Origin of the sequence: Anaerovibrio sp. (assembly GCF_045637405.1) — a bacterium.
GTDB lineage: Bacteria > Bacillota > Negativicutes > Selenomonadales > Selenomonadaceae > Anaerovibrio.
Genome location: NZ_JAZTZI010000125.1, coordinates 1 through 24,460 on the forward strand (window position 1 = coordinate 1; position 24,460 = coordinate 24,460).

A 24,460-nucleotide genomic window follows, 5' to 3' on the forward strand; every position below is an offset into this window, starting at 1 on the left:
AGAAAAATTGGCTGAAACCTCACATAATACATTTTTCCCCCCAATATTAAGGGACAAATTCCTTGTCTCGAGCAACATATCCTTATCGTGCATACTGCCTCCATATAATCCACAAGAAAACCGGTGCTCCCAAAAATGAGGTGAGAATACCTATAGGTAATTCCTCCGGACGGAAAAGGCTCCGCGCTAATGCGTCTGCCACTACCATCACCAGTGCTCCCAACAAAACAGTGACCCAAAGCATGGGGGCATGGTCCGGACGCCCAATACGCCGCGCCATGTGGGGTACTATGAGACCAACAAATCCGATAACGCCTGCAATAGATGTCACTACAGCAGCGGATACAGAGGCCATAATAACCGACATACGCTGCAACCGCTGATAAGACATTCCCAGAGATCGAGCTTCCTCACTTCCCAAAAGCATAATATCCAGCTCATGGCGGTAAAGCCAGCAAAAAAGCATTAAAACCGCCAGGGATATCATCATTACAGGAACAACCTTCCATTGAATCCCTGTCAAACTACCTAACAACCAAAACATGGCGCTACGGACCTGGGCCTCGTCCTTTGCCGCATATATAGCAAACATGGTCAATGCCGAAAAAATAGCTGACACACCGATACCCATAAGCACCAAACGTAGCGGATTATCATTTCTTCCAGAAAGCAACAACACCGAAGCCGTGGCCAATGCCGCCCCCACAAAGGCTCCAATATAAACTCCATATCCCAGTAGCATTGTCGATAAACCAGTCACTATACAAATTACAGCACCGGCACCGGCACCTGAAGAAACACCCAAAATATATGGATCGGCCAAGTCATTTTGGGATATGGTCTGCATCAATAATCCCGTCAATCCTAGTGACGCCCCAGCCATAGCAGCAAACAAACTCCGTGGCAATCGGATATCAAATAAAATCCGTGACACTTGGGCATTCTCGCCTTCAAATCCATTCACCACCTGCTGCCAAACCACATCAGATGGAATCATGACAGAACCGGCCCCCAAGGATAAAAGCAATGTGATGCATAATAAAACCAACAATATGGCAGCTATACCAAAAACAGATTTCCGCAAAATGCACCTCCATAAAAAAATAAAAGCTCTTGACCACGTAGATCAAGAGCGCAGAATTATCCTGTCAAAGCGAAAATCCCCTCCCCATCTCTCGTAGGTCTAACGGTGATTATAAATCAGGCAGTTCTCCTGGCTCTGGTTCATAGCTGCATTGCGCCTTCCCAAAGAGGCTTTTCCCCCTTCAGTGACATAATTGCAAATTAGCTCCCCAATACAGTGGCGGGACCGCGCCGGCTTTTTTCCGGCTTCTCTATCAAGTCTAACGACACCTGATTTTATGTATTATTCTATGTATAAACTTATCGTTAAAATATTTTATATAATTATACTACACTTCAAATTGTTAGTATATAAAAAATTAACTCGATTATCATATCTCCTCTAAATAAAAATTAGGTAACACAACGCAAAATACCCTTGGCAAGGCGTATATCAGGATCTTTAAAATGATTTCCCGGATTCATTTCAAACACTGTATCTACACCAAAGCCTCTATAGCTTTCCACCATTTCCCGTGTCCTGTCCTCGACGGTCCTTAACATGGGATTTTTTGTTTTGCCTCCGTATCACCAAGGGAAAAGGACAGCCGTCTCAATTTTGAGATTGCTGTCCTTTTAATTTATGCAAAGGGTGTAGTGCTGAAGAAAAATCTGCTGATTTCTTCAGGTGAATAATAATCGTTTTTCATCCACCAGCGAACGGTTTCAGCAAAATCACATACCATGTGATTAAGCATGTATTCCTTCGGAATGTCCGATTTCTGCTTTTCCAATTCTCCATCAAAAACCATCGTCATGCGTTCCTTGAAATACCGCATAAACATTTCGCCGCTTTCACAGGACAGAATCCGCTTTATATATCGGCTGCTTTCCTGAAGATGATAAAGTATATGCGTTATTTCAGCCATTATATTATGGCCATTTTTTGAAAAATCGTGTGTTTTTTCCCTGTATAGTTCTTCTGCAAATACGTGGTCAAATATCTCGGAGCAAAGAGCCTTCAGCAGCTCGTCCTTCGTTTCAAAATGAGCATAAAATGTGCTGCGACCTATATTGGCCTCGTCAATAATATCCTGCACTGTAATATTTGTATAGTTCTTTCTTTCAAGTAATCTGGCAAAGGCATCAAACACAGCCTGTCTTGTTTTCTGCTGGCGTCTATCCATGTCAAGCCTCCTGAACAAACAACAATTTCTTGTTCGATAATGGACATTTAAACATAACTGGTTATTGTGTTAGGGTTACAAAACAGTATAATCATAACTGAACACTTTGTTCATTATCATATAGATTATACACTTTTAAAAAGTGCATATCAATAGGAGGCGTTTTATGATTAAGAAATTCAATGACTTTTTCGCCGGATGGCCTATGACTATCCTTGGTGGTGTGTTTCTGCTGGCATCCTTCATTCTGCCGAGAAACGGTCAGCCATGGGGAGAAAATCTGGCGTGGGTCTGTGTAATAATTTGTGGTATTCCACTGCTTTACCTGGCCATTTGGAGAATCATATACAACAAAGGCATAAGCAAGATTTCTTCCGCTCTTTTAATTTCAATGGCAATGATTGCCGCAATTTGCATTGGCGATCTCTTTGCAGCAGGCGAAGTTGCATTTATCATGGAAATTGGTGCCCTGCTTGAGGATATGACAACTAACAGGGCGAAGCAGGGGCTGAAGAAGCTGGTATCTCTTGCTCCTGATACCGGGAGAACCATCAGAAACAGTGTGGAAGCTGTTATTCCCGTATCCGAAATCAAGAAACAGGATGTCCTTCGCATCCTTCCTGGAGAAACCATTCCAGTTGATGGTGTGATTATTTCCGGAGAAACATCTATTGATCAGTCTGCTATGACCGGCGAAAGCCTGCCAATGGACAAATCGGTGGGAGATGTAGTCTTTAGTGGCACAATTAACCGATTCGGCTCTATTGACATTGAAGCTACCAAAGTCGGAAAAGACAGTTCCCTGCAGAGGTTGATACGTATAGTGGAGGATGCGGAAAAAAATCAGGCACCGACCCAGCGTATTGCAGACAAGTGGGCAAGCTGGCTGCTTCCTTTTGCCCTGCTTATTGCCATCATTGCGTATATCGTTACAAATGATATTCTCAGAGCCGTTACAGTGATGGTTGTTTTCTGTCCCTGCGCTCTCGTCCTTGCCACACCGACTGCCATTATGGCAGCAATCGGACAGGCCGCAAAGCATGGTGTTATTATCAAATCCGGCGAGGCTTTGGAAAAAATGGGAAAGGTGGAGACCATCGCCTTTGATAAGACGGGCACCCTTACCTATGGCAAGCTCCAGGTAAGTGATATCATTCCATTGGCCGAATTATCCGAAAATGAACTGCTGACCCTAACGGCATCTGCCGAAAGCAGAAGTGAACATCCTCTTGGAAGGGCGATTACCGAAAAAGCATCCTCTGCCGAAATAACCCTTGAGGAAGTTGAAAAATTTAAAATGGTTCCCGGAAAAGGTATCTCTGCCCGCATTGACGGTATGGAATATTTCTTTGGAAATGAAAAATACATAAATGAAATTGGTATAAAAGCTGATGGCAGCACCGCGGACATTTTAGAGCGGCTTAGAGGTGAAGGAAAGGCAGCCGTTCTTGCTGCCCGCGATAAAAAAATGATAGGAATTATTGCCTTGTCAGATACCATTCGCCCCGAAGCAGCGAAAATGATTAAACAGCTCCGGGAAATGAATACAAATGCCATTCTCCTGACGGGAGATAATCTGAAGGCTGCTGAATACCTGGCTTCACAAGTCGGCATTACTGAGATAAGAGCAGATCTCCTCCCGGAGGAAAAGGTGGATAATATTACACTTCTCAAGGGTAATGGAAAAATTTGCATGATTGGTGACGGGGTAAACGATGCTCCGGCTCTCAAAACTGCCGATGTCGGTGTTGCAATGGGAGCAATGGGCAGTGACATTGCCGTAGATGCTGCCGATGTAGCTCTAATGGATGACAACACCTCCAAGCTGCCATATTTAAAGTGGCTAAGCAATACAACCATCAAAACTATAAAGACCGCAATTACCCTTTCCATGTGCATAAATTTCGTTGCTGTTACACTATCTGTACTGGGGGTATTAAACCCAACTACCGGAGCCCTTGTCCATAATGCTGGTTCCTGCTTTGTGGTACTGCTGGCAGCCCTGCTTTATGACCGAAAATACGAATACTCTTAAAATAAATTGTGCAAAATTAAATTTTATGCTTGACATTGTTTTCGTTATCGTTTATTATATACCCATCAAGTTAATTGCACACAATTGAATTTAAAGCAAGGAGATGTATATTATGAGTATTTTCGGAAAAACTAAGGGTACTGAGATGGAGCAGGTTATTGAGTATATGGCAAAGGCTGAGAGCGACGGTGCAATGATGTACCAGTTCCTTTCCCGTATGGCCAAAGAACAGGGCTTGCCTGAAGTAGCTAAAAAGTTTTACAATATTGCTATGCAGGAGTCCATTCATTCCGGTTTCTTCTCCGCATTAAACGGAAAATATGACCAGAATTTCTGGCCATTGGTAGCTGAAATCCAGAAGCTGGAGGCCTCCGCTGATGAGAAGATGCCTGAAATGATCGAGGGCCTTCGCAAGCTTGGAGTTCATGAAGCTGCTGATGAGCTGGATACATTTATGGCCCAGGAAATGAATCACGGCAAGATTCTGGCAGAGCTTTTGGCAGAGCATGCTCCTGAACTTTGCAAATAAAATTTAGGAATATCAATCACCCCAAGGAGATAATAACGTGGCAAACTACGAACAGCTTAGATTACGCAATCAGCTATGCTTCCCATTATATGTGTGTTCCAAGGAGGTTGTACGCAGGTACAAGCCCCTTCTGGATGAAGTGGACCTTACCTATACCCAATACATTACAATGATGGCTATGTGGGAGCATCAGCAGCTTTCTGCCAAGGAGCTGGGCAATATCCTCTATTTGGATTCCGGTACCCTGACCCCTGTGCTGAAAACTCTGGAAAAAAAGGGCTTCGTAGAACGTCAGCGTTCCAAGGACGATGAACGCAGTCTGATCATTTCCCTCACCCCAAAGGGAAATGACCTGCAGGACAAGGCTGCATACATCCCAGAGGCTATGGGTAAATGCATCGACATGGATTTGGAGGATTTGAAGACCCTTCACAGACTTCTCCATAAATTCATGGACACCTCTCTAAAATGAGAAAAGCAGCTATCTGTATCCCTGTTGGATTCCATATTTTCCCTGTGGATTAAACACAAAGCATAAACATAAAAAGAACAGCATCCCGACTGGTTCACCACCATTTTTGAGATTGCTGTTCTTTTATTTTGCGCAATTTTTCAGAATACTATGCGGCAATATCCACATTTACTCCCCGGTACTTCACAGCATCGGTCTGCTTCAAATCCTTCTGATAAGGATTGTCCTCGTTGTAGTATTTGATTTGGGTATTGGTCTCCCCACCGGAAATATAGGAGCGGCCACATTCCGGACAAATATCCGTCTTTAAGCGAACCGTCGCCCTTTCCACATGCCCATTGTTATTTCTGGCCTTATTATAGGCATTGGCAACATGCTCCTGCTCATGGCCCAGCACCACCGCGGCCGCATTGTTGGGATCAATATGACCTGGTGCCTTGAAGGACACCATTTCATCGGAGCCATCAGTATATTTGCGGTTTTGACAGGTCTGACACTCCGCCGGAGATGACTTCTTGCCAGGCTTTATCTGATGTTCAGGACCAACACCTTTTCCATCAGTCACCTGAGAGCCCTGGGCAGCATAAGGGTTAGACATATATCCGTTAATTCCACCGATTTCCACCTTCATGCACCTCCTTTAATATCTGTCCATAATGATAAAAACATAGGCCATTTCACCAAAAGTAACGGTGTTTACAGCCTTGATACCCATAGTTATCAGTCTAAGATGACCATTCTTCATGGTTAGCCTAAGCTCCACAGTATTTATACCGCTGGCCCTGTGCTTTACCACGTTGACACCGGCTCTAAGCAGATTATAATCATCTGGATGGACCACATTCTTAATATTGTTGTTCACCATCTGGCGCATTTCCTTTGAAGACTTGTAGCCCAATATATTCACAATATCCTTGTTATAGTGAATCAACTCACCGGTATCCAGGCGGAAAGCCAAAAAACCGCCCGGCAGGAATTCCGTCATGGCTCCCGCCAGCCGCAGCATATCACTGTTGAGGATTTTTCTGAAGAACTTGTTATGATCTGCCCGTTCCTCATAATATTTGCTCTTTTCCTCATACATATTCCTGTCTGCATCAGCAACACCAGCTTCAATTTTTTCCATGCCCTTAACCAGCACCATGCCCACAGAGGCGGAAACATTTTCTGTCCAGCAGGTCTTTAATTTCATCACCTTTTTCCCAAGGGAGTTTTCACTTTCATCAAAGGAGAGTATGATAAATTCATCCCCACCCATACGATAAATCTCCGCATCATAAAAAACCTGTTTGGCGGTTTCTACCACATTCTTAATGAGCAGATCACCAGCAGTGTGGTCCTCCTCGTCATTTACTTCCTTCAGCCCATTAATGTCCATGTACACAATACCAACTGTTCTGTCAGAGGCATTCGGCAAGGTGGCAAAGCGTTCAACATCATCGTAATAACCCTTTCGGTTTTTCACACCTGTAAGAGGATCAGTAGCAGAATCAACTATGGATTTTTCACTTTCCAGAAGGCGAATAATATTATTGATACGGGTAAGAATCAGCTTAGGAATATATGGCTTGGCAATAAAGTCAAAAACCCCCATATCAAGGCAATGTATCTCCTCATTTATGGAGCTATGTACCGTCGTAACCACAATAGGTATCTTGGATAGCTTAATATCCTCCTTCACTACCTCAATAAACTCATATCCGTTCATAACAGGCATATTAATATCCAGGATAACTATAGAAATTTCCTTGTAATGCTCACGCAAGAAATTAAGGCCATCCAAGCCATTAGATGCCGTGATTATATTAAAATTCTCCTCCAAAATATTACAGAGAATCTCCCGATTTACAATATTGTCCTCCACTACCAAAAGAGTGGGTTTATATTCAGTTGTATCCTGCACTGGTACCACCGTCCTTAAAGAACATTATCCACTCATGATATTATTCGACAACGGGCTGGAATATCCTGCAATGCAGTAAAATAAAAACCCCTGATAAAAACCAGGGGTTTCACGGCTAACGCCTTGTTTACAGTACAGTAAAGAAATTACTTGTTAACTGCGTCCTTCAGCGCCTTACCAGCCTTGAAAGCAGGAACCTTTGCGGCAGCAATCTTGATCTCCTCACCAGTCTGAGGATTGCGGCCGGTACGAGCAGCGCGCTCATTTACCTTGAAGGTACCAAAGCCTACCATCTGTACAGCATCACCAGCAACGAGAGCTTCCTGAATAGCTTCCATGGTAGCCTTTAATGCGGCGCCTGCATCCTTCTGAGTTAACTCTGCCTTTTCTGCAATCTTTGCAACTAATTCTGCTTTTGTCATAGTGTTCATTTCTCCTCTCAGTTACTTACACTGCTAGTATAATAGCATAGTGAAAGTCTTTTGTCCAATTATGACTAAATATTTATCAAAAAAATGGGAAAATGTCATTTTATAGGCTATTGTGTCTTCGAATAAAGTCCATAAATTCCAAAACAGGCAAAGGCTTGGAAAAATAGAAGCCCTGAATGGAATCTACACCACACTTTCGCATGTTGTCAAATTCTTCCTTGGTTTCTACGCCCTCTGCCACAACACTAAGTCCCATTTCATGAGCCATACGTTCCACGGCCTGTATAACATGACGGGCCCGCTCACTTACCTGATATGACTTAATAAGGTTCATATCCAGCTTTAAAATATCAAATGGCATATCTGCCAAATAAGTGAAGTTTGACTGGCCGCTGCCAAAATCATCCAGTGCAAATCGAATACCAATATTTTTAAAGCTCTCCATATTACTGAGAATCAACTTCTTGGAACGGATAGAAGCTGTTTCCGTAACCTCCATACAGAGGTAGTTAGGTTCAATACCATGACGGGCAATGACTGACAGCACATCCTCCAGCAAATCAGGCTGTTCACACTGCAAAATAGAAAGATTAATCTCAATAGTTTTCAAGCCCAGGGCCACTGCCTTGCCATCTGCCAGGAAGGAACAGGTCTTATCAACCACCCGCTTTCCCAACTCAATAATCATACCGTTAGCCTCAGCAACTGGTATAAACAGGTTTGGCATAAGGTATTCACCATTTTGCTTTCTGATGCGCACCAGAGCCTCAGCTGCCGAATATTTACCGGTCTTAATATCATAAATTGGCTGAAGAAAAATCTCCACCCTATCCTCAGCCAAGGCCGCAGTAATCTCGGTTTTCATTCCGTCGATGAGATGAAACTCCTTTACATCCCGTTCAGTAACAAAAAGTACATTATTGCTGATAGACGCACTCTTTTGGCTGCGGCAATAGCTGAAGAGCTTCAGCAGGTCATCCACAGAATTAACCTGATTACCCCTTGGCATAATACTAATCATGGATTCCATGCCCCCCGGGGACATCCCGGAGAAATATTTGACATAATCCTTTAAAATCCTTCTTATGGCATTAATATCTTTTGCGATAAGAATAATATTCATATCCAGATTATTAAATACCAGTACGTCTGGGTTTCTTTTAAAGACCTTGTTGCCCAGCATGCGGATTTTGGCAGTATCCGCACTTTTGTTTTTCAAAATGCTTACATTATCAAGAGAAATATCGCAAATAACAAACTTTTCTCCCCGCTCAAGAAGCTGGTTTAAATACTCAGACAAGGCGGTTCCATTAAAGCATCCATATTGGCGGTCCAGCTGCAGCTCCGGATTTTCCAGGCTTACGAACAATACAATTATACCCAAAGAGGTTGCAAACCCCACCAACAGCAGATTATTATAGACAAACTGGATAATGGCCGCCACAACCAGAGCCGTAATCCAATATCGCAGTCCGGTACAGCGATTGCGATTCATCCTCTTTTTATAAATAAATGTGCAGAGTATAATGGCCGGCAACATAATGAGGGCATAAAAATACGTCACATACACAGCTGGCCCATCGGTATATACCACACCATGTGCATCATAAATAACAATATCCTGAAGCATAGCCACTGCCCCAAAAACCAGGGTCGCGGCACAAAGTCTGCGGCAAAATCTTCTGTGCTGTCTCTCCGGCATCAAATCACAGGTGGTATAGCACATAGCCATCCAGGTTTCCAGTATAAGCACCACAAGGTACACTTTACATATCAGCTCCGTGACCGGCAAAGTAAAATAATCCTTGTAATGAATACATAACAAAGAAGCTATATCCAGCGAGAGATTTACGATGGAAATCAACAATACGCCAACAAACAGCTGTCCCTTGTACAGCTGCAGCCGTCTATTCTTGAAGTAAAGTGCAGACAGCAGCAATATAACAATAAGACTGCATATTTGGATTTCTATATTCAATGTGTTAAGGTTCCCTCCCAGTTATTGATTAAGGTACCATTTGATAATCGCCTGAGTTCCGTTATCATCCATTCCCTTTTGGGAAAGAATATCATAAAGCTCCTTGGTTTTCAAAAGGCCAGGCAGCTCAAGTCCAGCCTCCTCAGCCGACTCAATGGCAATGCGCATATCTTTAATAAAATGCTTGATATAAAATCCTGGAGCGTAATCCTCCTTAAGCATACGACGGCCAAGATTTGACAAAGACCAGGAACCAGCGGCACCTGTTTCAATGGTTTCCAGTACCTTCTGAGGATCCAGCCCCATTTTCTTGGCATAAAATAGTGCTTCAGCCACACCCAGCATACCCGACGCTATGGCTATCTGATTGGCCATCTTGGTATACTGACCGGAGCCAGCGGGACCAAAGAAATTTATGGTCCTTCCCATAGCCTCAAATACTGGCTTGGCAGCATTAAATGCCTCCTCATCGCCACCGACCATAATGGCAAGGGTACCATTCTTAGCTCCCAGATCGCCACCTGATACAGGTGCATCAAGTGAGCTGATCCCCTTGGCCTTGGCGACTTCGTATATTTTCTTGGCCAATGCAGGACTGGAGGTAGTCATATCAATGACAATGCCTCCCTCCTTTGTGGAAAGAATACCCTTATCCCCAAGGAATACTTCTTCCACATCCTTTGGATAACCAACTATGGAAATAACCACATCAGCATTTTTTGCAGCCTCTGCCGGAGTATCACACCATTTCATACCTTCATCAATAAGAGGCTGGGCTTTTGCCTTGGTTCTGTTATAAACCGAAACATCAAACCCGGCATTTTTCAGGTGACGGGCCATAGAACTGCCCATTACTCCAGTACCAATAAAGCTAATTTTCTTAATTTCCATATTTAGGTCCCCCAATCTTGCAAAAAAATAAATACAATTCTGAATTCTCTACAAGGACCTATTTTTCCTGCATAATTACAAAAGAAAAATGAAAACCCGACAGATTTCCCTCCATCGGGCCCCATTTTTTTGTTTTTTGATATTTTTGCAATATTACCTGCAAAAAATATCACTCTTTGGATGAGGATGTTTTTTCACTACCCTGAGCCGGTTTTCTGCGGGCAGTAGTACCTGTACGACGGGTACCACGACGCTGATAAGTGCGGCGCGGACGTACTGTTTTCTCCTCGTTTTTTGTATGTGCCTCAGTCTGCTCGCTGGAAGGCTTTACTTCCCGCTTTGGCGCAGTTTTCCTGGTTGCCCGCGGGCGACGATATGTCCTTTTTGGTCTGGCTGAAGGCTCAGCCAATTTGTCAGTAACTTCCGCTTCCTGTTCTTCCGTTTGGCTATGATGTCCCTTGGATGCCAGCATCACAGCCGCCACAATAGCAGCCGCCTCTGCCTCCACGTCCTCACCTGTCAAGGCTTCCTCAGACAGGGCCTCCATAACGATCTCCATCATGGTCTGCTGGGAATCAATACCTTCCAGATTTATCTCACGGACAGCAGGCTCTTTCTCAATGGCCGCTGCCATGGCTTCAGGAGTTGCCTCTGCCATTTCCGCTGCAGCCACAGATGCCTTGTATATACCGCGGAGAGTTTTATAAATGGCCTTAATCTTCTGATAAAGGTCACTGCCCTCCTTGCGCCCCATAATACTGTTCAGCCTGCGATAAAACTCCATCTTTGTAGAGGTCTGCTTCAAAGCCTTATACACCTGCTCCGCCTGATGGTAGTTAAGGGGAACCTTATGATTGATTTTAATTGTATTTAAAATCTTCGTGCAAATGGACTGATAGGAGCGCGTATCCTTTTCCTCCGCAGAAATTTCCGGCTGAAGCTCAGCAGTGGCACCAGCTGGCATCACAGCTTCCTCGGCTGAATCCACAGCTTGGGAGTTATTATCTGCCCCATTTACATTCTCGCCGTAATCATTGTCCGAAAGAAGCTCCTCAACGGTCTGGATAATCTCAATCTCATCAGTAATTTCCGTAATAACCTCAGGATCACTTTCATCAATGGCCTCATTGTTCATGTGCTTCAGAGCCCAGTTAATATCCTTGCAGCGGAAAATTTCCTTGCGGTCGCGCTGCTGCGCCATATTAATAGCCGCATCATAGCCCTTATCCCTGGAAATGATGTAATAATTGTTATCTGCGGAATAATCGCACATAAGGGCTGTAATAAGCTGGAAATCCAAGGCATTTTCCACGCCGTTTTCAATTTTCATAAAACGGATATTGCCCTGTGTAGCCAGCAATTTTTGCACCACGTCAATTTTAAGGGTATCTGCCTTGTCGCTGTAAAACAGATACATGGTGTCATCAGGGGTGAGTCTTTCCACGCCCTTCAGGCCTTCATTATGAACATTTTCATAATCAATGTAAAAATTAGCCACGTTCTTACCTACCTATATTAAACTTCTTTTCTGTCAACAGGCACAGTATGAAGCTCCAAATCAGGATTGTTATCGGTAATCCAGCCCAAAGCCCACTCATTGCTTACAAGCAGCACTGGATTTTCACGGCGGTCATATACGAACATGCCGCGGTCTGCTCCGCGAAGGCTTGCAGGAGTAACCTCCCGTCCATCCTCGTAGGTCATCCAGCGGGCCACCTCATAAGGCTGCATATTCATTTCAATATCAACACCGTACTCGTTCTTCAGACGATATTCCAATACCTCGAACTGCAGAGTACCTACTGTTCCTACAATAAAGGAGTCCATGCCGGCACCGGCCTGTCTGAAAAGCTGAATAGCACCCTCCTGGGTCAGCTGTTCAATACCCTTAACAAACTGCTTGCGCTCCATGGTATCCTTGGCACTTACACGGGCAAACTTCTCCGGTGGGAACACCGGGAATGCTTCATACTCAAACTTCTTGGAGTTATCGCAGAGGGTATCGCCGATACCAAAAATGCCCGGATCAAAGAGGCCCACAATATCTCCAGGATATGCCTCCTCCACGATCTGACGGTCCTGAGCCATGAACTGCTGTGGCTGAGCCAATTTAATGGCCTTGCCGCTGCGCTTATGATAAACGCTCATACCACGCTCAAACTTACCGGAGCAAATGCGGATAAAGGCCAAACGGTCACGGTGGGCAGGATTCATGTTAGCCTGAATCTTAAACACAAAGGCAGAGAACTTATCATCCTCAGGGGCAATGAGACCATCAGAGGACTCTCTTGCCTGTGGCTCAGGAGCCAGCTTCAAATACTCCTCAAGGAAATTCTGCACACCGAAATTGGTCATGGCAGAACCGAAGAACATAGGTGTCAGTTCACCACGGGCCACCTTATCCAAATCGAAATCCTCACCGGCCATATCCAAAAGCTCAATATCGTCCATGAGAGTCTGATGAGCTTCTGCACCCAGCATCTTGGCAAATTCAGGGTCATCCAGCGAACCGGTAACAGATGCTCGGGTATTCTGGCCGTGGGTAGTATCGTCCTCGAAAAGCTCAATCTGCTTCTTCTGACGTTCATAAACGCCGAAATACTTGCCATCAGTGCCAATTGGCCAGTTCATAGGATAGGAACGGATACCCAGCACATTCTCCAGTTCATCCATCAAATCAATAGGAGCCTTGCCGAAACGGTCCAGCTTGTTTACAAAGGTAAAAATTGGAATACCACGCTGCTTACAAACCTTAAAGAGCTTCTTGGTCTGTGCCTCTACGCCCTTTGCCACGTCGATAATCATAACGGCACTGTCCACGGCCATAAGGGTACGGTATGTATCCTCGGAAAAGTCCTGATGGCCCGGGGTATCAAGGATATTGATACAATAATCGCCATAATTAAACTGCAATACGGATGAAGTAACGGAAATACCGCGCTGCTTCTCGATTTCCATCCAGTCAGACACTGCATGGTGGGCAGTCTTTCTGGACTTTACGGAGCCAGCCAGATGAATGGCACCGCCGTATAAAAGCAGCTTCTCTGTAAGGGTAGTTTTACCCGCATCCGGATGGGAAATTATGGCGAAGGTCCGCCGTCTCTTTATTTCATCAGTCAACTGTGACAAAGTTTATTCCTCCACTGTCTTAAAATCTCGTCATTAAAAATATACCCGTACATTATATAGGAAACACGGGTAAAACACAATTATTTAATACAAAAATAAAAGCTCCATCAAATCATTTTCCATGACTTGATGAAGCTTTGCATTTTAATAGAATATATTAGGCGTAAATATTGCCCTGTCCGTCATCCTTGGTGGTAAGGCCAATAATGCCCTCTACCAATGCCAAAATGGCAGGAATACCAGTCCAGCAGAGCAGAATATAAATAATGCCCCACAAAGTTTTACCTGCATAAAACTTATGAATCCCAAAACCACCCAACAGAATTGCCAAAATGCCATAGGCAACCTTGTTTACCAGCTTCTTGTTGTCACCCAGTCCCCAAGCGGTACCAGCATTACCCATAGGCTGATAACCTCCCTGAGAAAACTGAGCACTCTGCTGATAAGGATTATTCTGCTGATAATCATTGGAGCTGTTCATATCAGTAGATGGAACATTGTCCTGAACACTGGTACCACAATTTGGGCAAAAAGCACTATTATCTTCCACGGTCTGTCCACAGTTTTTACATATTTTTGACATGTTTACCTCCATGTAATTCAATAAAAAATTATTTCACATAACGACATAAGCGAAATTATAACGCAAACAACCAATTGTTTCCATTTATATCATCAAGGGAACATAAGCGGATCGTCACCATACTGGTTAGGGCCTTCGGTACCCTTAAAGAACAGCAGATAGATACCTACTAATAAATTAGCAATTGGAATCAAAGTGCAAATTGCCAACCAGCCCGTTTTATCCAGGTCATGACAACGCTTCATGGCGTTCATATAGGAAAGGACAAATATTGGCAAGCAGATAATATAACCAAACCCTTCTGCAGCATCCTCGGTAAAATCCATTGCCAATGCCACCATAGCACCTATCATTGCCAAAACAAAGGCCGCAAGTCCAAAGGCAAGACCACGAAGGAAATATCTCTGTCGATTCAAACGACCAGTATAGGTGGTCCACTTAAAGGCCTGAATAATATTCTCTGGCTTTGGACCAGCATTATAGCCACCGTACTGAGGTGGCTGGTAGCCAGGCTGCTGATATCCACCCTGCTGTCCATAAGGATTGTAACCATTAGGCTGTCCCTGATTGTAGCCGTTCATTGGCTGCTGTGGCTGGGCAGGCTGATATGGATTCTGCTGCATAGGCTGCTGTGGCTGAGCCTGGAAAGACTGCTGAGGCTGTACCACTGGCTGTGGCTGAGCTGCAGGCTGACTCTGAGTATTTAAATTCTGTCCACATTCAGGACAGAATACTGCTGTATCCTCCACTTTTTCTCCACAATTTGGGCAAAACTTTGACATAATATCATCTCCATGCTAAAAAATAACTCTTTAATTATACACTCTATTCATCAAGACTTCTCTTGATAATTAGTCCCATTCTTGGGGCAGCCAAATTCAGCTTGGCACGAATAATCCTTCTGAGGGACTCATTTATACGTTCCTCTGATATTGTACCTTTCCTAATCGCTGACAACAAAGCTTCAGCCGTTTCTTTCTGATTTTCATATATATGACAGGACATCACCACGTCAGCACCGGCTATTACAGAGGCCACAGCCGCATCTCCTGGCTTATAGTGCCTTGAAACTGCACCCATACCCATGTCGTCTGTAATAATAATTCCTTTATAGCCCAGCTTTTCCCTCAACAATTTTGTCATAATTTCAGGGGACAGGCTGGCAGGAATCTGACCGCTGAGCTTCGAATACACCACGTGGGAAACCATAATCATCTGCTTATCGTTGGTATTTCTGTTTATCACCCTTACAAAAGGGGCAATATCCGTATCATTCAGCTGCTCCAGTGTAGCATCCACCACCACAGTATCCTTGTGGGTATCAGTCTTTCCTCGGCCAATGCCGGGAAAATGCTTCAAGGAATACAGCATGCCACTTTCCTCATACCCCATGGCCGCCTGTTCCACAAAATCAGCAGCGATTTTAGGATTATTGCTGTAATGGCGGTCCTTAAAGGAACCCAAATCCGCCACAGGAGCAAAATTAGTATTAAAGCCCAGCTCCTTTAACTTAGGAGAAATCTTCATAGCCCATTTCTTGGCCAACTCCGGTTTACCGGACTGGGCAATGGACAACTGGGATGGTGGTGGTGTCAAGGCGTGCCGCATACGGGCCACCTGGCCCCCCTCTTCGTCTACAGCAATAAAAAGGGGTAGCTTCTCACCGCCCACCTTCTGAAGCTGCTCATTGAGAGCCTGCACCTGGGGAATAGTTTCCATATTGAAATCAAATTCCACCACGCCACCAAAGTGATACCTGTCAAAAAGGCCCTGGGCTGTGGGATCCAGCTCCTTGCCGGCCACACCGGCAAGAATCATCTGACCCACCTTTTCCTCCAGACTCATACCCGACAGTATTTCCTCCACCTTCTGGGCCTGGGACATACTGCCGTCAGCGGCTATAGTCTTAAAATCCCTAGGCTGATTGCCCTTGCACCCCGTGAGGGTCAGCACACAAAAAAGCACAGCCAACAGGCAAAGTCCTGATACAATCCTATGTTTTCCATTAGTATTCGTCTTCACCATCGTCGAAGTCATCATCAAAATCGTCCTCATAGTAGCGGCGTCTGAATTCTTCCTTTACCAGCTTTTCCAGCTCCGAATCAATATCAAAAAGCAATATCGCATCCACCAGATTGTCAAAAACCATATCCGGCACCTTGTCCATAATGCCCTTGCTGCTGGTATATTTGATAAATTCCTCTGCAGCATTCTTGTCCTCTATCAGACTTTCCGCAATGGAAGCCAGCATTTCTGCACGGTTACTCTCTCTTTTGTGCTTTGTGGATACTGAATTTGGATCTTCAAAAACCTTGCCCAGCTCCTGCTCTATCTCCTCATCAGTAAAGCCCTGGCCTTCCATCCACTGGGCATGAATATCACAACGGAAATCATCCAGCTCCGGAATTGAATCACGACGATCCAGCTTTATGTGGAGCTTACTGCAAAGGCCCTTAAACATAGCCTCTGTGGCATCGTTACGCACTCTTACGGCCATGGGGCAGCCCATATCAATTATGGTATTCATAAGGCACTTTGTAATATTCCCATAAATATCCTTGTCAGATGTGCTGGTTTCCATGAAAAGCAGCTCGCCGCTGGCCTCGTCAAACACAGCCATCATCTCTGGAAAATATGGTGCCCTTATAGCCTCCCCGTACTCATTCATCTGAGCATCCTCATTAATAAGAGCCTCTGGCAACGGCCCCTGATCAGCCACCCAAATAGCACCTGTTTTCTTGGCCTTCTTCATGCGGGCAACCTGCAGATCGTTCCACTTTGGCTGGTAACATTTAGGCTTATTGCCAACAGTAAGGGTCACCATTTCGTGGGAAAGCTTCTGTCCATTTAGTGATATGGCAGGAATGGATAAATGCTTATCATGGGTGTGCAGCCGCAAATCCAGCACATTCTTCTCTATTTCCTCTCCGGACTTTACGCGCTCCAACAGCTTCATAATTACCTGCAGACAGGCCAAAGTGTTATCCACTTCCGCTTTGTCACGATACATCCAAGTCCTGTGACGGGATGTGGTGCTGCGGAACACAGGATAAAAGCCGCTGCCGCTTGGCTTCAGCTGCCTCTGTTTAAGATATTTCTGAATGGTCTCAAGCTCAGATGGTGCCATAGCCGCCTTATTCTCAAAGGTTAAGATATAAGCCTCCTGCTCCACCAGATAATCTACCTTGCTGTAAAAATTTACCTGCTTTGAATGAACCATCCGCAAATACGCCTGTACACTCTGCTCACTGTTATGAATCCATAACGCCGGTTTGCCGGAGGACCCACCAAAAACCTGGCAAAAACGTGGTCTGCCGTCGGACAAAATAACAGCAAAGAACTGGGCCGGATGAAGCATCTTCCATGGCTTTGCAGACTTAAACTCAAAAGCCAGATCAAATAATTTATCTGGTATCATTACCATAGTACACTCCTCGTTGACATTAATCTCCCCTATATATACTTACCATTATTGGGAAATGACAATTAATATATTCTGTTAATTATACCACAAAAATTACTGTAATGGCTTTTAAAAGTAATAATATACAGTCATTAAGTAATATACAGTCATTAAGTCAACCGAAAATATTATCGATAAAACTATATAAGGCAGGAAAGGATGGTGCACTATGGCTTTTATCAATAACAATATGGATATAATGATGCAGCTGCATGGTCTTCTGGCCAACAGCAAAGTTGGCAGCATCACCAAAAGTTCAAAAAGTACCACTACGGAAGAAACCGATGAATCCAAATCTTTTGCAAATATTTGGAACAAAATTCAAAAAGAGCAGCAGGAATTTCAGGACATAATGGATAAAATAGATATAGCTCAATATAAGCTCTCTTTGCAGGACGCTTTCTGGTCAGATCAGGCCGATGCAATGAAGCATCTGAGGAACTACACCCAACGCCATCAGCGTGCCTACACCCAGGAAGCCTTGGGAGCCATAACCACCGGTGTGCTGAAGCTGAATCTGCTCAATAATCCACTTTACAGCTACAACGTGGATCCAAAGCTTTCCCAGGAGCTGAGCAAGCAGCTTCAAACGGCACTGACAGAGGTTATGTTGAGCAGCATCCAGAGCACTGGAGCCTGGATGTCATATTAAGTGTTAAATTACTAAAATTTCATAGCACAGGAGAATGACTATGAGCAAGAAAAAAAACAGTGCCAAAACGTCCTTCATCTTCAACATTGCCCACAAAATGCTGACTCCGCTGAACGCCATGACGGAGTTCACCAATATACTGGAAAACAATCTTGATGATGAAAAACAGGCAAGGGAATGTATCAAGAAAATTAAGGATTCCCACGATTTCATGCGGTCCCTCATCAACAATATTCTGGAAACTGCCCGCCTGGAAAGTGGTATTGCTGTAGTGGATGAGGCATACGGCAATATTAATATTTTAATGAAGACAGTGGCAAAGGAATTCAAGGGGCTGATGAAGAAAAAAAATATCCAGTTCTCTACACATATTGATGTAAAGCACCCGGATATTATGGTGGATTTTACCAAGGTCAAGGGAATCCTGTTGAACCTTATCAGCAATGCCCATAAATATACTCCCGAGGGAGGTCAAATAACAGTAACAATAAAGGAACTGGACTGTGACAAGCCGGATCATGCTCTTTATCAGACCACCATTTCGGATACAGGAAACGGAATTCCACAAGATGTTCTACCTTTCATTTTTGATGCCTTCGCCACCAGCAGCTCTGCTCCACAGGTAGGAGGCCTCAGTACCGGCCTTGGAATGCATATCGTAAAAGAACTGGTAACTATTTTAAATGGCACCATTGATGTTAAGAGTCGTGACGGACAGGGAACTGATTTCATCGTCACCATACCTCACCGTATAAACACCCAGATTACCAAAGATATGCGCATTCTTTTGGCTGAGGACAATGAGCTGAACGCCGATATTGCCATTGCTCTTTTGGAGGACAGAGGTTTTTCCGTTGACCGGGCTGCTGACGGAAAGCAGTGTGTGGAAATGCTGCAGGCCTCTGAGCCGGGCTATTATAACATTGTTCTCATGGATGTGGAGATGCCTTACGTGAACGGTCACAAAGCCACCAAAATCATTCGTAAATTGAGAAACCCGGCACACAGTACCATTCCTATCATTGCCATGACAGCCAATGCCTCAGATGAAGATAAACGGAAGACACTCTTAGTTGGCATGAATGCCCATGTGGCAAAACCATTTGATGTGGATAAGCTCTATGCCACAATCTTCAACGTACTGGCCCATAAAAATTATTACATTCAGACAGATGGTCTGGAGACCTTCAGGAAAAAATATACCAAGCTTGGCTGTAAATGCGGCTTCTTCATTTATCACGTGGATTGGGACGAAAAGATCACATACGCAGATCAGGGCACGGCAGAAATTTTCGGCTGTACCGATGCAGCAGACTTTATGCAGCTGGTGGGAGGAACCTTCAAAACACTGGTTCATGCCAATGATATTGAACAGGTACAAAAGGCTATCAATCAACAACAGGAATCCTCCTCACTGAATCTCGATTTGGTGGACTATGACGTAATAAGAAAGGACGGAGCCATTCGTCATTTGGCAGATATTGGCTACAAGGTATTTGATGGCGAGCGACTGGTTTATTTTGTCTATATCGCTGATATTACTGATATAAGCCAAAATCCGTAAATTAGCTATGCACATACTGTATAAAGAAGAAAACGCTGGAATCTAATTTGATTCCAGCGTTTTTAAAATGTTTTTTTAACAATATTAAATTCCGGTATCTATAGTGATTTCACTGCCAGTTTTGGTTTTGGCAACATGGATTTGCTGAGGAATATTCTCCACCAGCTCCTCACGATGACTGATAACCCCCACCAGCTTATTTGTACCGGATAAATTTACCAAAATATCCATGGCGCTTTCTATAGATTTACGGTCCAAAGTACCAAATCCCTCATCGATAAACAAAGCATCCATCCGAACTCCTCCAAGATTTGAGGAAACAGTATCGGAAAGACCCAGAGCCAGACTCATGGAAGCTTTGAAGCTCTCACCGCCGGACAGATTTCCCACGGGACGCCGATGTCCAGTAGAATTATCCAGCACCTCCAAATCCAGGAAATTATTGCTTTTCTTTCCAATAGCATCCTCCTGACGATACAATTCAAACTGACCATCACTCATTGGAATCAAGCGACGATTTGCTGCAGCTATAATTCCGTCAAATCCAGCGGCCTGAATATACTGCTCAAGGGTAATTTTACCGTTACCAGTGGTACCCCGCACCAATTTGTACAGTCTGTCACAAATATTGTACTCCCTTTGGGCTTTTTCCAACTCATCCCTTCTGGCAAGAATGCTTTCCTTCTTATCACGATTAGTACCCAAACGATTTGAAACAGCATTTTCCTGCTTTCTGATGGAATCGACCGCAAGCTGCTGCTGGTGACACAGCTCCTGTAAAGCTGCCACATCAACAAGCTCCTTCCCCTTGGCATCGGCTCTGGCCTGAGTCAGCTGAGTTTCATTGGTAGCCACTGCCTGTTTATATTCATTGATTTCTTTTTCCTCACGGGAAAGCTCATCCTCTGATACCACCAGCTCATTTATATTGGAAATGTCCTCAAACTTATTTGCTGCCAATTTTTCATCCAAAGCTACCTTTAAGGATTTTTCCGATGCTTTTTGACTTTGAAGGCCTTCTGAAAGGGTCTTTAGCTCAGCTGCTATGGCAGTCACCTGTTTATCAGCTGCTTCTCTTTCACGGGCCGCGTTATCCAACAGCTCATTTAATCCGCTGATACGCTTCAATGTGTTATCCAGCTCTACAGAAGCCAGCTTCCAATCTGCAAAGCTAAGCTCCTCCAGACTGACCAGGGTAGCCTTGACTTCGGCCAACTCAGTCTCAGTTTTCTGTTTCCCTGATAATACATTTTCCCGCTGGGCTGTCAATGCTTCACTATCTTCACCGGTAGCTTTTTCCAAATCCTTCTCTGACTGGGATAAAAGTTTGCACTTCTCGTTCAAAGCCTTTTGCTGCTGGCTATTCAACAGGATTTCATCCTTTAAACGGCTGTAACCCTTCTGAATATCAGATATCAACTCATCCAGCTCTTTACCCTCAGGCTTATCCCCCAGCTCCTCTTTTTCCAGACAAGTAAGGAGTGCTCCCCTCATCTGTTTTTCATACTCCATAAGGGAAATTTTGGCTGTTTCAGCTGCTGTACTTGCCTTGGTCTTTTTGGACTGAAGCTCCTCCTCTTTTTTTCTCAGCTGCTCAAATTCATCCTCACTGATGGATTCCTTTGGCAAAACAGCCAACTCCGGATGATGGGTGGAACCACATACAGGACACTTCTTTCCTTCCTCCAGGCTCTTGGCCAAAATACCAGCCCTACAGCCATCAAGAATCCTTTCAGCCTCTACTCTGACAGCATTTGCCCTTTCATATTCTTCAAAGGCTTTTGTATAGGCCTTTTGCTTGCTTGACAAATCCCGTTGGCGACGTGCTCTTTCACCTGTCTGATTCTCCAAAATATCATTAATGGCATTTTCCAAATCCGACAGCTCTTTGCCCTTTTGCTGGCTTATAAGCAGTTCACTTGGGCTCTCCTTAAACCCTGCTACAGTTTCCTTCAATTTATTAATTTTCTTTTTCAGCTCACTATCCGACTCGATAAGAGCAGCTTCTTCCTTATTAAACTGAAGCAACTGCTTCTCCAGAACTGCCTTCTTGTGGCTCATTTCGTCCCGTCTCTTATACTTTGGTTCATCCTCTTTTAGCTTGTTTGCCGTAATGGTAAGGGTATCCAGCTCAGGCTTATTTTTTTCTGCAGCTGCCATTTTTTGAGCTGCCTGAACAGCTATCTGTTTTGCCCGGTCCTGTTCTGTCTGTTTATCGGAAATCATCTTTTCCGTGTTAGTAACCTCTTTATGCTTTTTCATCCAGGCTTCATAGGCAGGATAAACCCCATGAGTAGCCGCCTTTTGACGCTCCAGCAAGGTCTTCAGCCCGTTAATTTGCGGCTCACGCTCCTTCAATGCATTCCTTTTCTTTTCCAGTATACCAACCCTCCCGATAAATTGGTTATTGGTTTCCGCCGTTGCCAAAGCCGTCTTATTATTATTTAGCTCTTTTTCTGCCTTTTGAAGCTGCGCTTTTATATCTGCCAGCCTATCATTATCATAGCCGATTACCCTGTCAATAAGCTGCAATATCTCATCCAGATTCCATACACTGTCAGACTTTTCGGCCCTTTCCTGTAACTGCTGCAAATCTGCGAAGCTTTCATCCTCCTCTGAGGCAGAAATATCATTAAAATGCTGGAGAATACTCCGTTTCCCCTCTATAAGTCCTGCCCTGACAGAATCCAGTCTGTCCTTCAGCTTAAACTCAATGCTTTTATATCCGTCGGTCATAAAAATTGTACGAAGAATTTCAGTCCGCTGGTCAGTTTTGGCATTAAGCAGGGCCCAAAACTCTCCCTGGGCTATCATGGCTATCTGCTTGAACTGCTTGTCATCAATTTTCAGCAAATCCCTCACAGCACTATTAACCTGGGTAAGCCCCTCCACAAGAGGAGCCCCGTCCTTATATAAAACGGGCTGTTCCTTCACGGCAACATAGCCCTCTCCCCGCAGCTTTTTCCGCTGATATGACGGGCTTCTTTTAATATGGTAGTTGCTTCCCTGATGGGAAAAATAAAAATCCACATAGCTTTCCACCTCATCCCGGGCATATTCACTGCGAAGATTCTTGGTGTCACGATAAATACCACTGGTAGTACCGTACAGAGCAAAGCTGATAGCATCAAATATTGTGGTTTTCCCGGCACCTGTATCTCCTGAAATCAGGAATAAGCCTTTATCCTCAAACTGCTCAAAATCTATTTCCGGCATTGTACCAGCATAGGGGCCAAATGCACTTATTATTAACTTAATTGGTTTCATTCAGTACACCTGCCTCTCTGGCTGCCATTCGCATAACATTCATTTCCTCGTCACTGATTTCACAATTATACATAAGCCTATAAAACTCACTTATCAGTTCACCAAAGGACTTGTTATGGGCTATTTGAGAAATATCCACCTGCTCAACAGCCCTTGTCCGTGAATTATCATAATCAATCTTTACTGTATTGGGATAAAACTGCTGAAATATACCCATGGCATCATTTACAATATCCTCATCTGTCAAGGTGGCATAAACAAAATCCTCCTTGGAAAAATCAGCAGATGCCTCTAACAGTTCAGCCATATTGCCCCGTATATGCCTCATTTCCCGCAATGGTATTAAAGGGAAAAGCTGGACATCAACTTTTTTTGCCCCTTTTATATCAACAATAGGAACAGATTTCTTGTTATTGACTTCACTTAGGGAATATTTCAGTGGTGAACCGGCATAACGCACCGTTTCCCTGCCGATTTTCTGAGGAGAATGGATATGCCCCAACGCCACATAATCAAACGTATCAAAGAGGTCACAGCCAATCTTTTCCACTAGTCCAACACTTTGGGTACCTGCACCCTCGGACCCGCCAAGAGAAGGATCCCCGCTCTTTCCTGCCACAAACTGGTGAGCAACCAAAATATTTGTTTGTGTATCATCAATTTCTGTATTGTCTATAATAGTCCGCACTGCATCCTCATAATTTTCGATACCAGCATCGGGGAAATAGTGCTTCACCTGAGAAGCCTTAACAAACGGCAGAGCATACACATTCACCTTGGTTTTGCCGTCATCAACCACCCATCTGTCAAGCTGACCACTATACTTGGCTGAAATAAAAACATGGCTATGCTTAAAAAGGGAGCTGCCAAAATTCAATCTGTCATCAGAATCATGGTTTCCACTTATCATAATTGTTGTTACCTTCCTGGCCGCCAATTCCCCAAGAAAATAATCCAGCAATCTGGTGGCAGCCTCACTGGGAACGGATTTGTCGTAAACATCACCAGCAATCAGCACCGCACTAACAGATTCCTTTTCAACAACCTCAAGAACCTGATTTAAAATATATTCCTGATCCCTAATCAAATCAAAATCCAACAAGGATTTGCCCAGATGCAAATCACCCAAATGTAAAATCTTCATATATGCCCTCCAAAAAATTGCAGCCAGTTTCCCAATTCCAGTGGCTCATTTACTGTTGAATTAATAATAGTATAACACATGAGTTTTTCCAACAACGTGCTGCTCATTTTTTTACCCATCGAGCCCCTTTTCGTTGTATTTTTTTGTGACATATTAAGTTTATTATTATT

General features: G+C 44.0%; 21 protein-coding genes and 1 riboswitch. Of the genes, 5 read left to right on the forward strand and 16 right to left on the reverse strand.

Annotated features, from left to right (window positions below):
- Positions 1 to 82: 82 nt before the first annotated feature.
- The 3 genes from ACKI5G_RS08940 to ACKI5G_RS08950 all read right to left on the reverse strand — a co-directional run bounded on the left by ACKI5G_RS08940 (position 83) and on the right by ACKI5G_RS08950 (position 2,249).
- On the reverse strand, positions 83 to 1,084 hold the full coding sequence (locus ACKI5G_RS08940; RefSeq protein ID WP_407399610.1) for a FecCD family ABC transporter permease: 1,002 nt from the start codon (positions 1,082 to 1,084) through the stop codon (positions 83 to 85).
- Between the two features lie 101 nt (positions 1,085 to 1,185).
- A riboswitch (cobalamin riboswitch) is annotated at positions 1,186 to 1,372 on the reverse strand.
- A 104-nt stretch (positions 1,373 to 1,476) separates the two neighbouring features.
- Complete coding sequence (locus tag ACKI5G_RS08945; protein WP_407399612.1) at positions 1,477 to 1,626, reverse strand: hypothetical protein; 150 nt, start codon at positions 1,624 to 1,626, stop codon at positions 1,477 to 1,479.
- Between the two features lie 77 nt (positions 1,627 to 1,703).
- Positions 1,704 to 2,249: a TetR/AcrR family transcriptional regulator gene (locus tag ACKI5G_RS08950; protein ID WP_407399614.1), complete on the reverse strand. Its 546-nt coding sequence runs from the start codon at positions 2,247 to 2,249 to the stop codon at positions 1,704 to 1,706.
- Between the two features lie 166 nt (positions 2,250 to 2,415).
- Between ACKI5G_RS08950 and ACKI5G_RS08955 the strand changes: the two genes are divergently transcribed.
- From ACKI5G_RS08955 to ACKI5G_RS08965, 3 genes are all read left to right on the forward strand, one after another.
- Positions 2,416 to 4,284: a heavy metal translocating P-type ATPase gene (locus ACKI5G_RS08955; RefSeq protein WP_407399616.1), complete on the forward strand. Its 1,869-nt coding sequence runs from the start codon at positions 2,416 to 2,418 to the stop codon at positions 4,282 to 4,284.
- A gap of 112 nt (positions 4,285 to 4,396) precedes the next feature.
- On the forward strand, positions 4,397 to 4,813 hold the full coding sequence (locus ACKI5G_RS08960; protein ID WP_407399618.1) for a ferritin family protein: 417 nt from the start codon (positions 4,397 to 4,399) through the stop codon (positions 4,811 to 4,813).
- Between the two features lie 37 nt (positions 4,814 to 4,850).
- Positions 4,851 to 5,285, forward strand: a complete 435-nt coding sequence (locus tag ACKI5G_RS08965) for a MarR family winged helix-turn-helix transcriptional regulator (protein ID WP_407399620.1) — start codon at positions 4,851 to 4,853, stop codon at positions 5,283 to 5,285.
- A 148-nt stretch (positions 5,286 to 5,433) separates the two neighbouring features.
- Here the strand turns inward: ACKI5G_RS08965 and ACKI5G_RS08970 are convergent, their stop codons facing one another.
- The 11 genes from ACKI5G_RS08970 to ACKI5G_RS09020 all read right to left on the reverse strand — a co-directional run bounded on the left by ACKI5G_RS08970 (position 5,434) and on the right by ACKI5G_RS09020 (position 17,624).
- Positions 5,434 to 5,910, reverse strand: coding sequence for a hypothetical protein (locus ACKI5G_RS08970; RefSeq protein ID WP_407399622.1), 477 nt, complete (start codon positions 5,908 to 5,910; stop codon positions 5,434 to 5,436).
- Positions 5,911 to 5,925: 15 nt separating this feature from the next.
- Positions 5,926 to 7,188: a response regulator gene (locus tag ACKI5G_RS08975; RefSeq protein WP_407399624.1), complete on the reverse strand. Its 1,263-nt coding sequence runs from the start codon at positions 7,186 to 7,188 to the stop codon at positions 5,926 to 5,928.
- Between the two features lie 146 nt (positions 7,189 to 7,334).
- Positions 7,335 to 7,610: an HU family DNA-binding protein gene (locus ACKI5G_RS08980; RefSeq protein WP_027396493.1), complete on the reverse strand. Its 276-nt coding sequence runs from the start codon at positions 7,608 to 7,610 to the stop codon at positions 7,335 to 7,337.
- 109 nt (positions 7,611 to 7,719) lie between these two features.
- The gene (locus ACKI5G_RS08985) at positions 7,720 to 9,597 is read right to left on the reverse strand and encodes an EAL domain-containing protein (protein WP_407399627.1); all 1,878 of its coding nucleotides are present in this window, start codon (positions 9,595 to 9,597) and stop codon (positions 7,720 to 7,722) included.
- A 21-nt stretch (positions 9,598 to 9,618) separates the two neighbouring features.
- Positions 9,619 to 10,488 carry an NAD(P)-dependent oxidoreductase gene (locus ACKI5G_RS08990; RefSeq protein WP_407399629.1) on the reverse strand — a complete coding sequence of 290 codons (870 nt, stop codon included), beginning with the start codon at positions 10,486 to 10,488 and terminating at the stop codon, positions 9,619 to 9,621.
- Positions 10,489 to 10,657: 169 nt separating this feature from the next.
- A complete protein-coding gene (locus ACKI5G_RS08995) occupies positions 10,658 to 11,986 on the reverse strand; it encodes a PIN domain-containing protein (protein WP_407399631.1) in 1,329 nt (442 codons plus the stop codon).
- A gap of 17 nt (positions 11,987 to 12,003) precedes the next feature.
- Positions 12,004 to 13,617, reverse strand: a complete 1,614-nt coding sequence (locus tag ACKI5G_RS09000; protein WP_407399633.1) for a peptide chain release factor 3 — start codon at positions 13,615 to 13,617, stop codon at positions 12,004 to 12,006.
- Between the two features lie 157 nt (positions 13,618 to 13,774).
- A complete protein-coding gene (locus tag ACKI5G_RS09005; RefSeq protein WP_407399635.1) occupies positions 13,775 to 14,200 on the reverse strand; it encodes an NINE protein in 426 nt (141 codons plus the stop codon).
- A 92-nt stretch (positions 14,201 to 14,292) separates the two neighbouring features.
- Positions 14,293 to 14,982 (reverse strand): DUF805 domain-containing protein, encoded by a 690-nt coding sequence (locus ACKI5G_RS09010; protein ID WP_407399637.1) that lies wholly within the window; start codon positions 14,980 to 14,982, stop codon positions 14,293 to 14,295.
- Positions 14,983 to 15,025: 43 nt separating this feature from the next.
- On the reverse strand, positions 15,026 to 16,240 hold the full coding sequence (locus tag ACKI5G_RS09015) for a glycoside hydrolase family 3 protein (RefSeq protein WP_407399639.1): 1,215 nt from the start codon (positions 16,238 to 16,240) through the stop codon (positions 15,026 to 15,028).
- A complete protein-coding gene (locus ACKI5G_RS09020) occupies positions 16,206 to 17,624 on the reverse strand; it encodes a DUF6930 domain-containing protein (RefSeq protein WP_407399641.1) in 1,419 nt (472 codons plus the stop codon). Before ACKI5G_RS09020 ends, ACKI5G_RS09015 begins: the two co-directional genes overlap by 35 nt.
- A gap of 208 nt (positions 17,625 to 17,832) precedes the next feature.
- Between ACKI5G_RS09020 and ACKI5G_RS09025 the strand changes: the two genes are divergently transcribed.
- Both ACKI5G_RS09025 and ACKI5G_RS09030 read left to right on the forward strand, forming a co-directional pair.
- Complete coding sequence (locus ACKI5G_RS09025) at positions 17,833 to 18,315, forward strand: hypothetical protein (protein WP_407399643.1); 483 nt, start codon at positions 17,833 to 17,835, stop codon at positions 18,313 to 18,315.
- Between the two features lie 40 nt (positions 18,316 to 18,355).
- Entirely contained in the window at positions 18,356 to 19,879 is a 1,524-nt protein-coding gene (locus tag ACKI5G_RS09030; protein ID WP_407399645.1) for an ATP-binding protein, read from the forward strand.
- An 84-nt stretch (positions 19,880 to 19,963) separates the two neighbouring features.
- Here the strand turns inward: ACKI5G_RS09030 and ACKI5G_RS09035 are convergent, their stop codons facing one another.
- Positions 19,964 to 23,146: an AAA family ATPase gene (locus tag ACKI5G_RS09035; protein ID WP_407399647.1), complete on the reverse strand. Its 3,183-nt coding sequence runs from the start codon at positions 23,144 to 23,146 to the stop codon at positions 19,964 to 19,966.
- Positions 23,133 to 24,290 (reverse strand): exonuclease SbcCD subunit D, encoded by a 1,158-nt coding sequence (locus tag ACKI5G_RS09040; protein WP_407399649.1) that lies wholly within the window; start codon positions 24,288 to 24,290, stop codon positions 23,133 to 23,135. The genes ACKI5G_RS09035 and ACKI5G_RS09040 overlap by 14 nt, the downstream gene beginning before the upstream one ends.
- Positions 24,291 to 24,460: the final 170 nt, after the last annotated feature.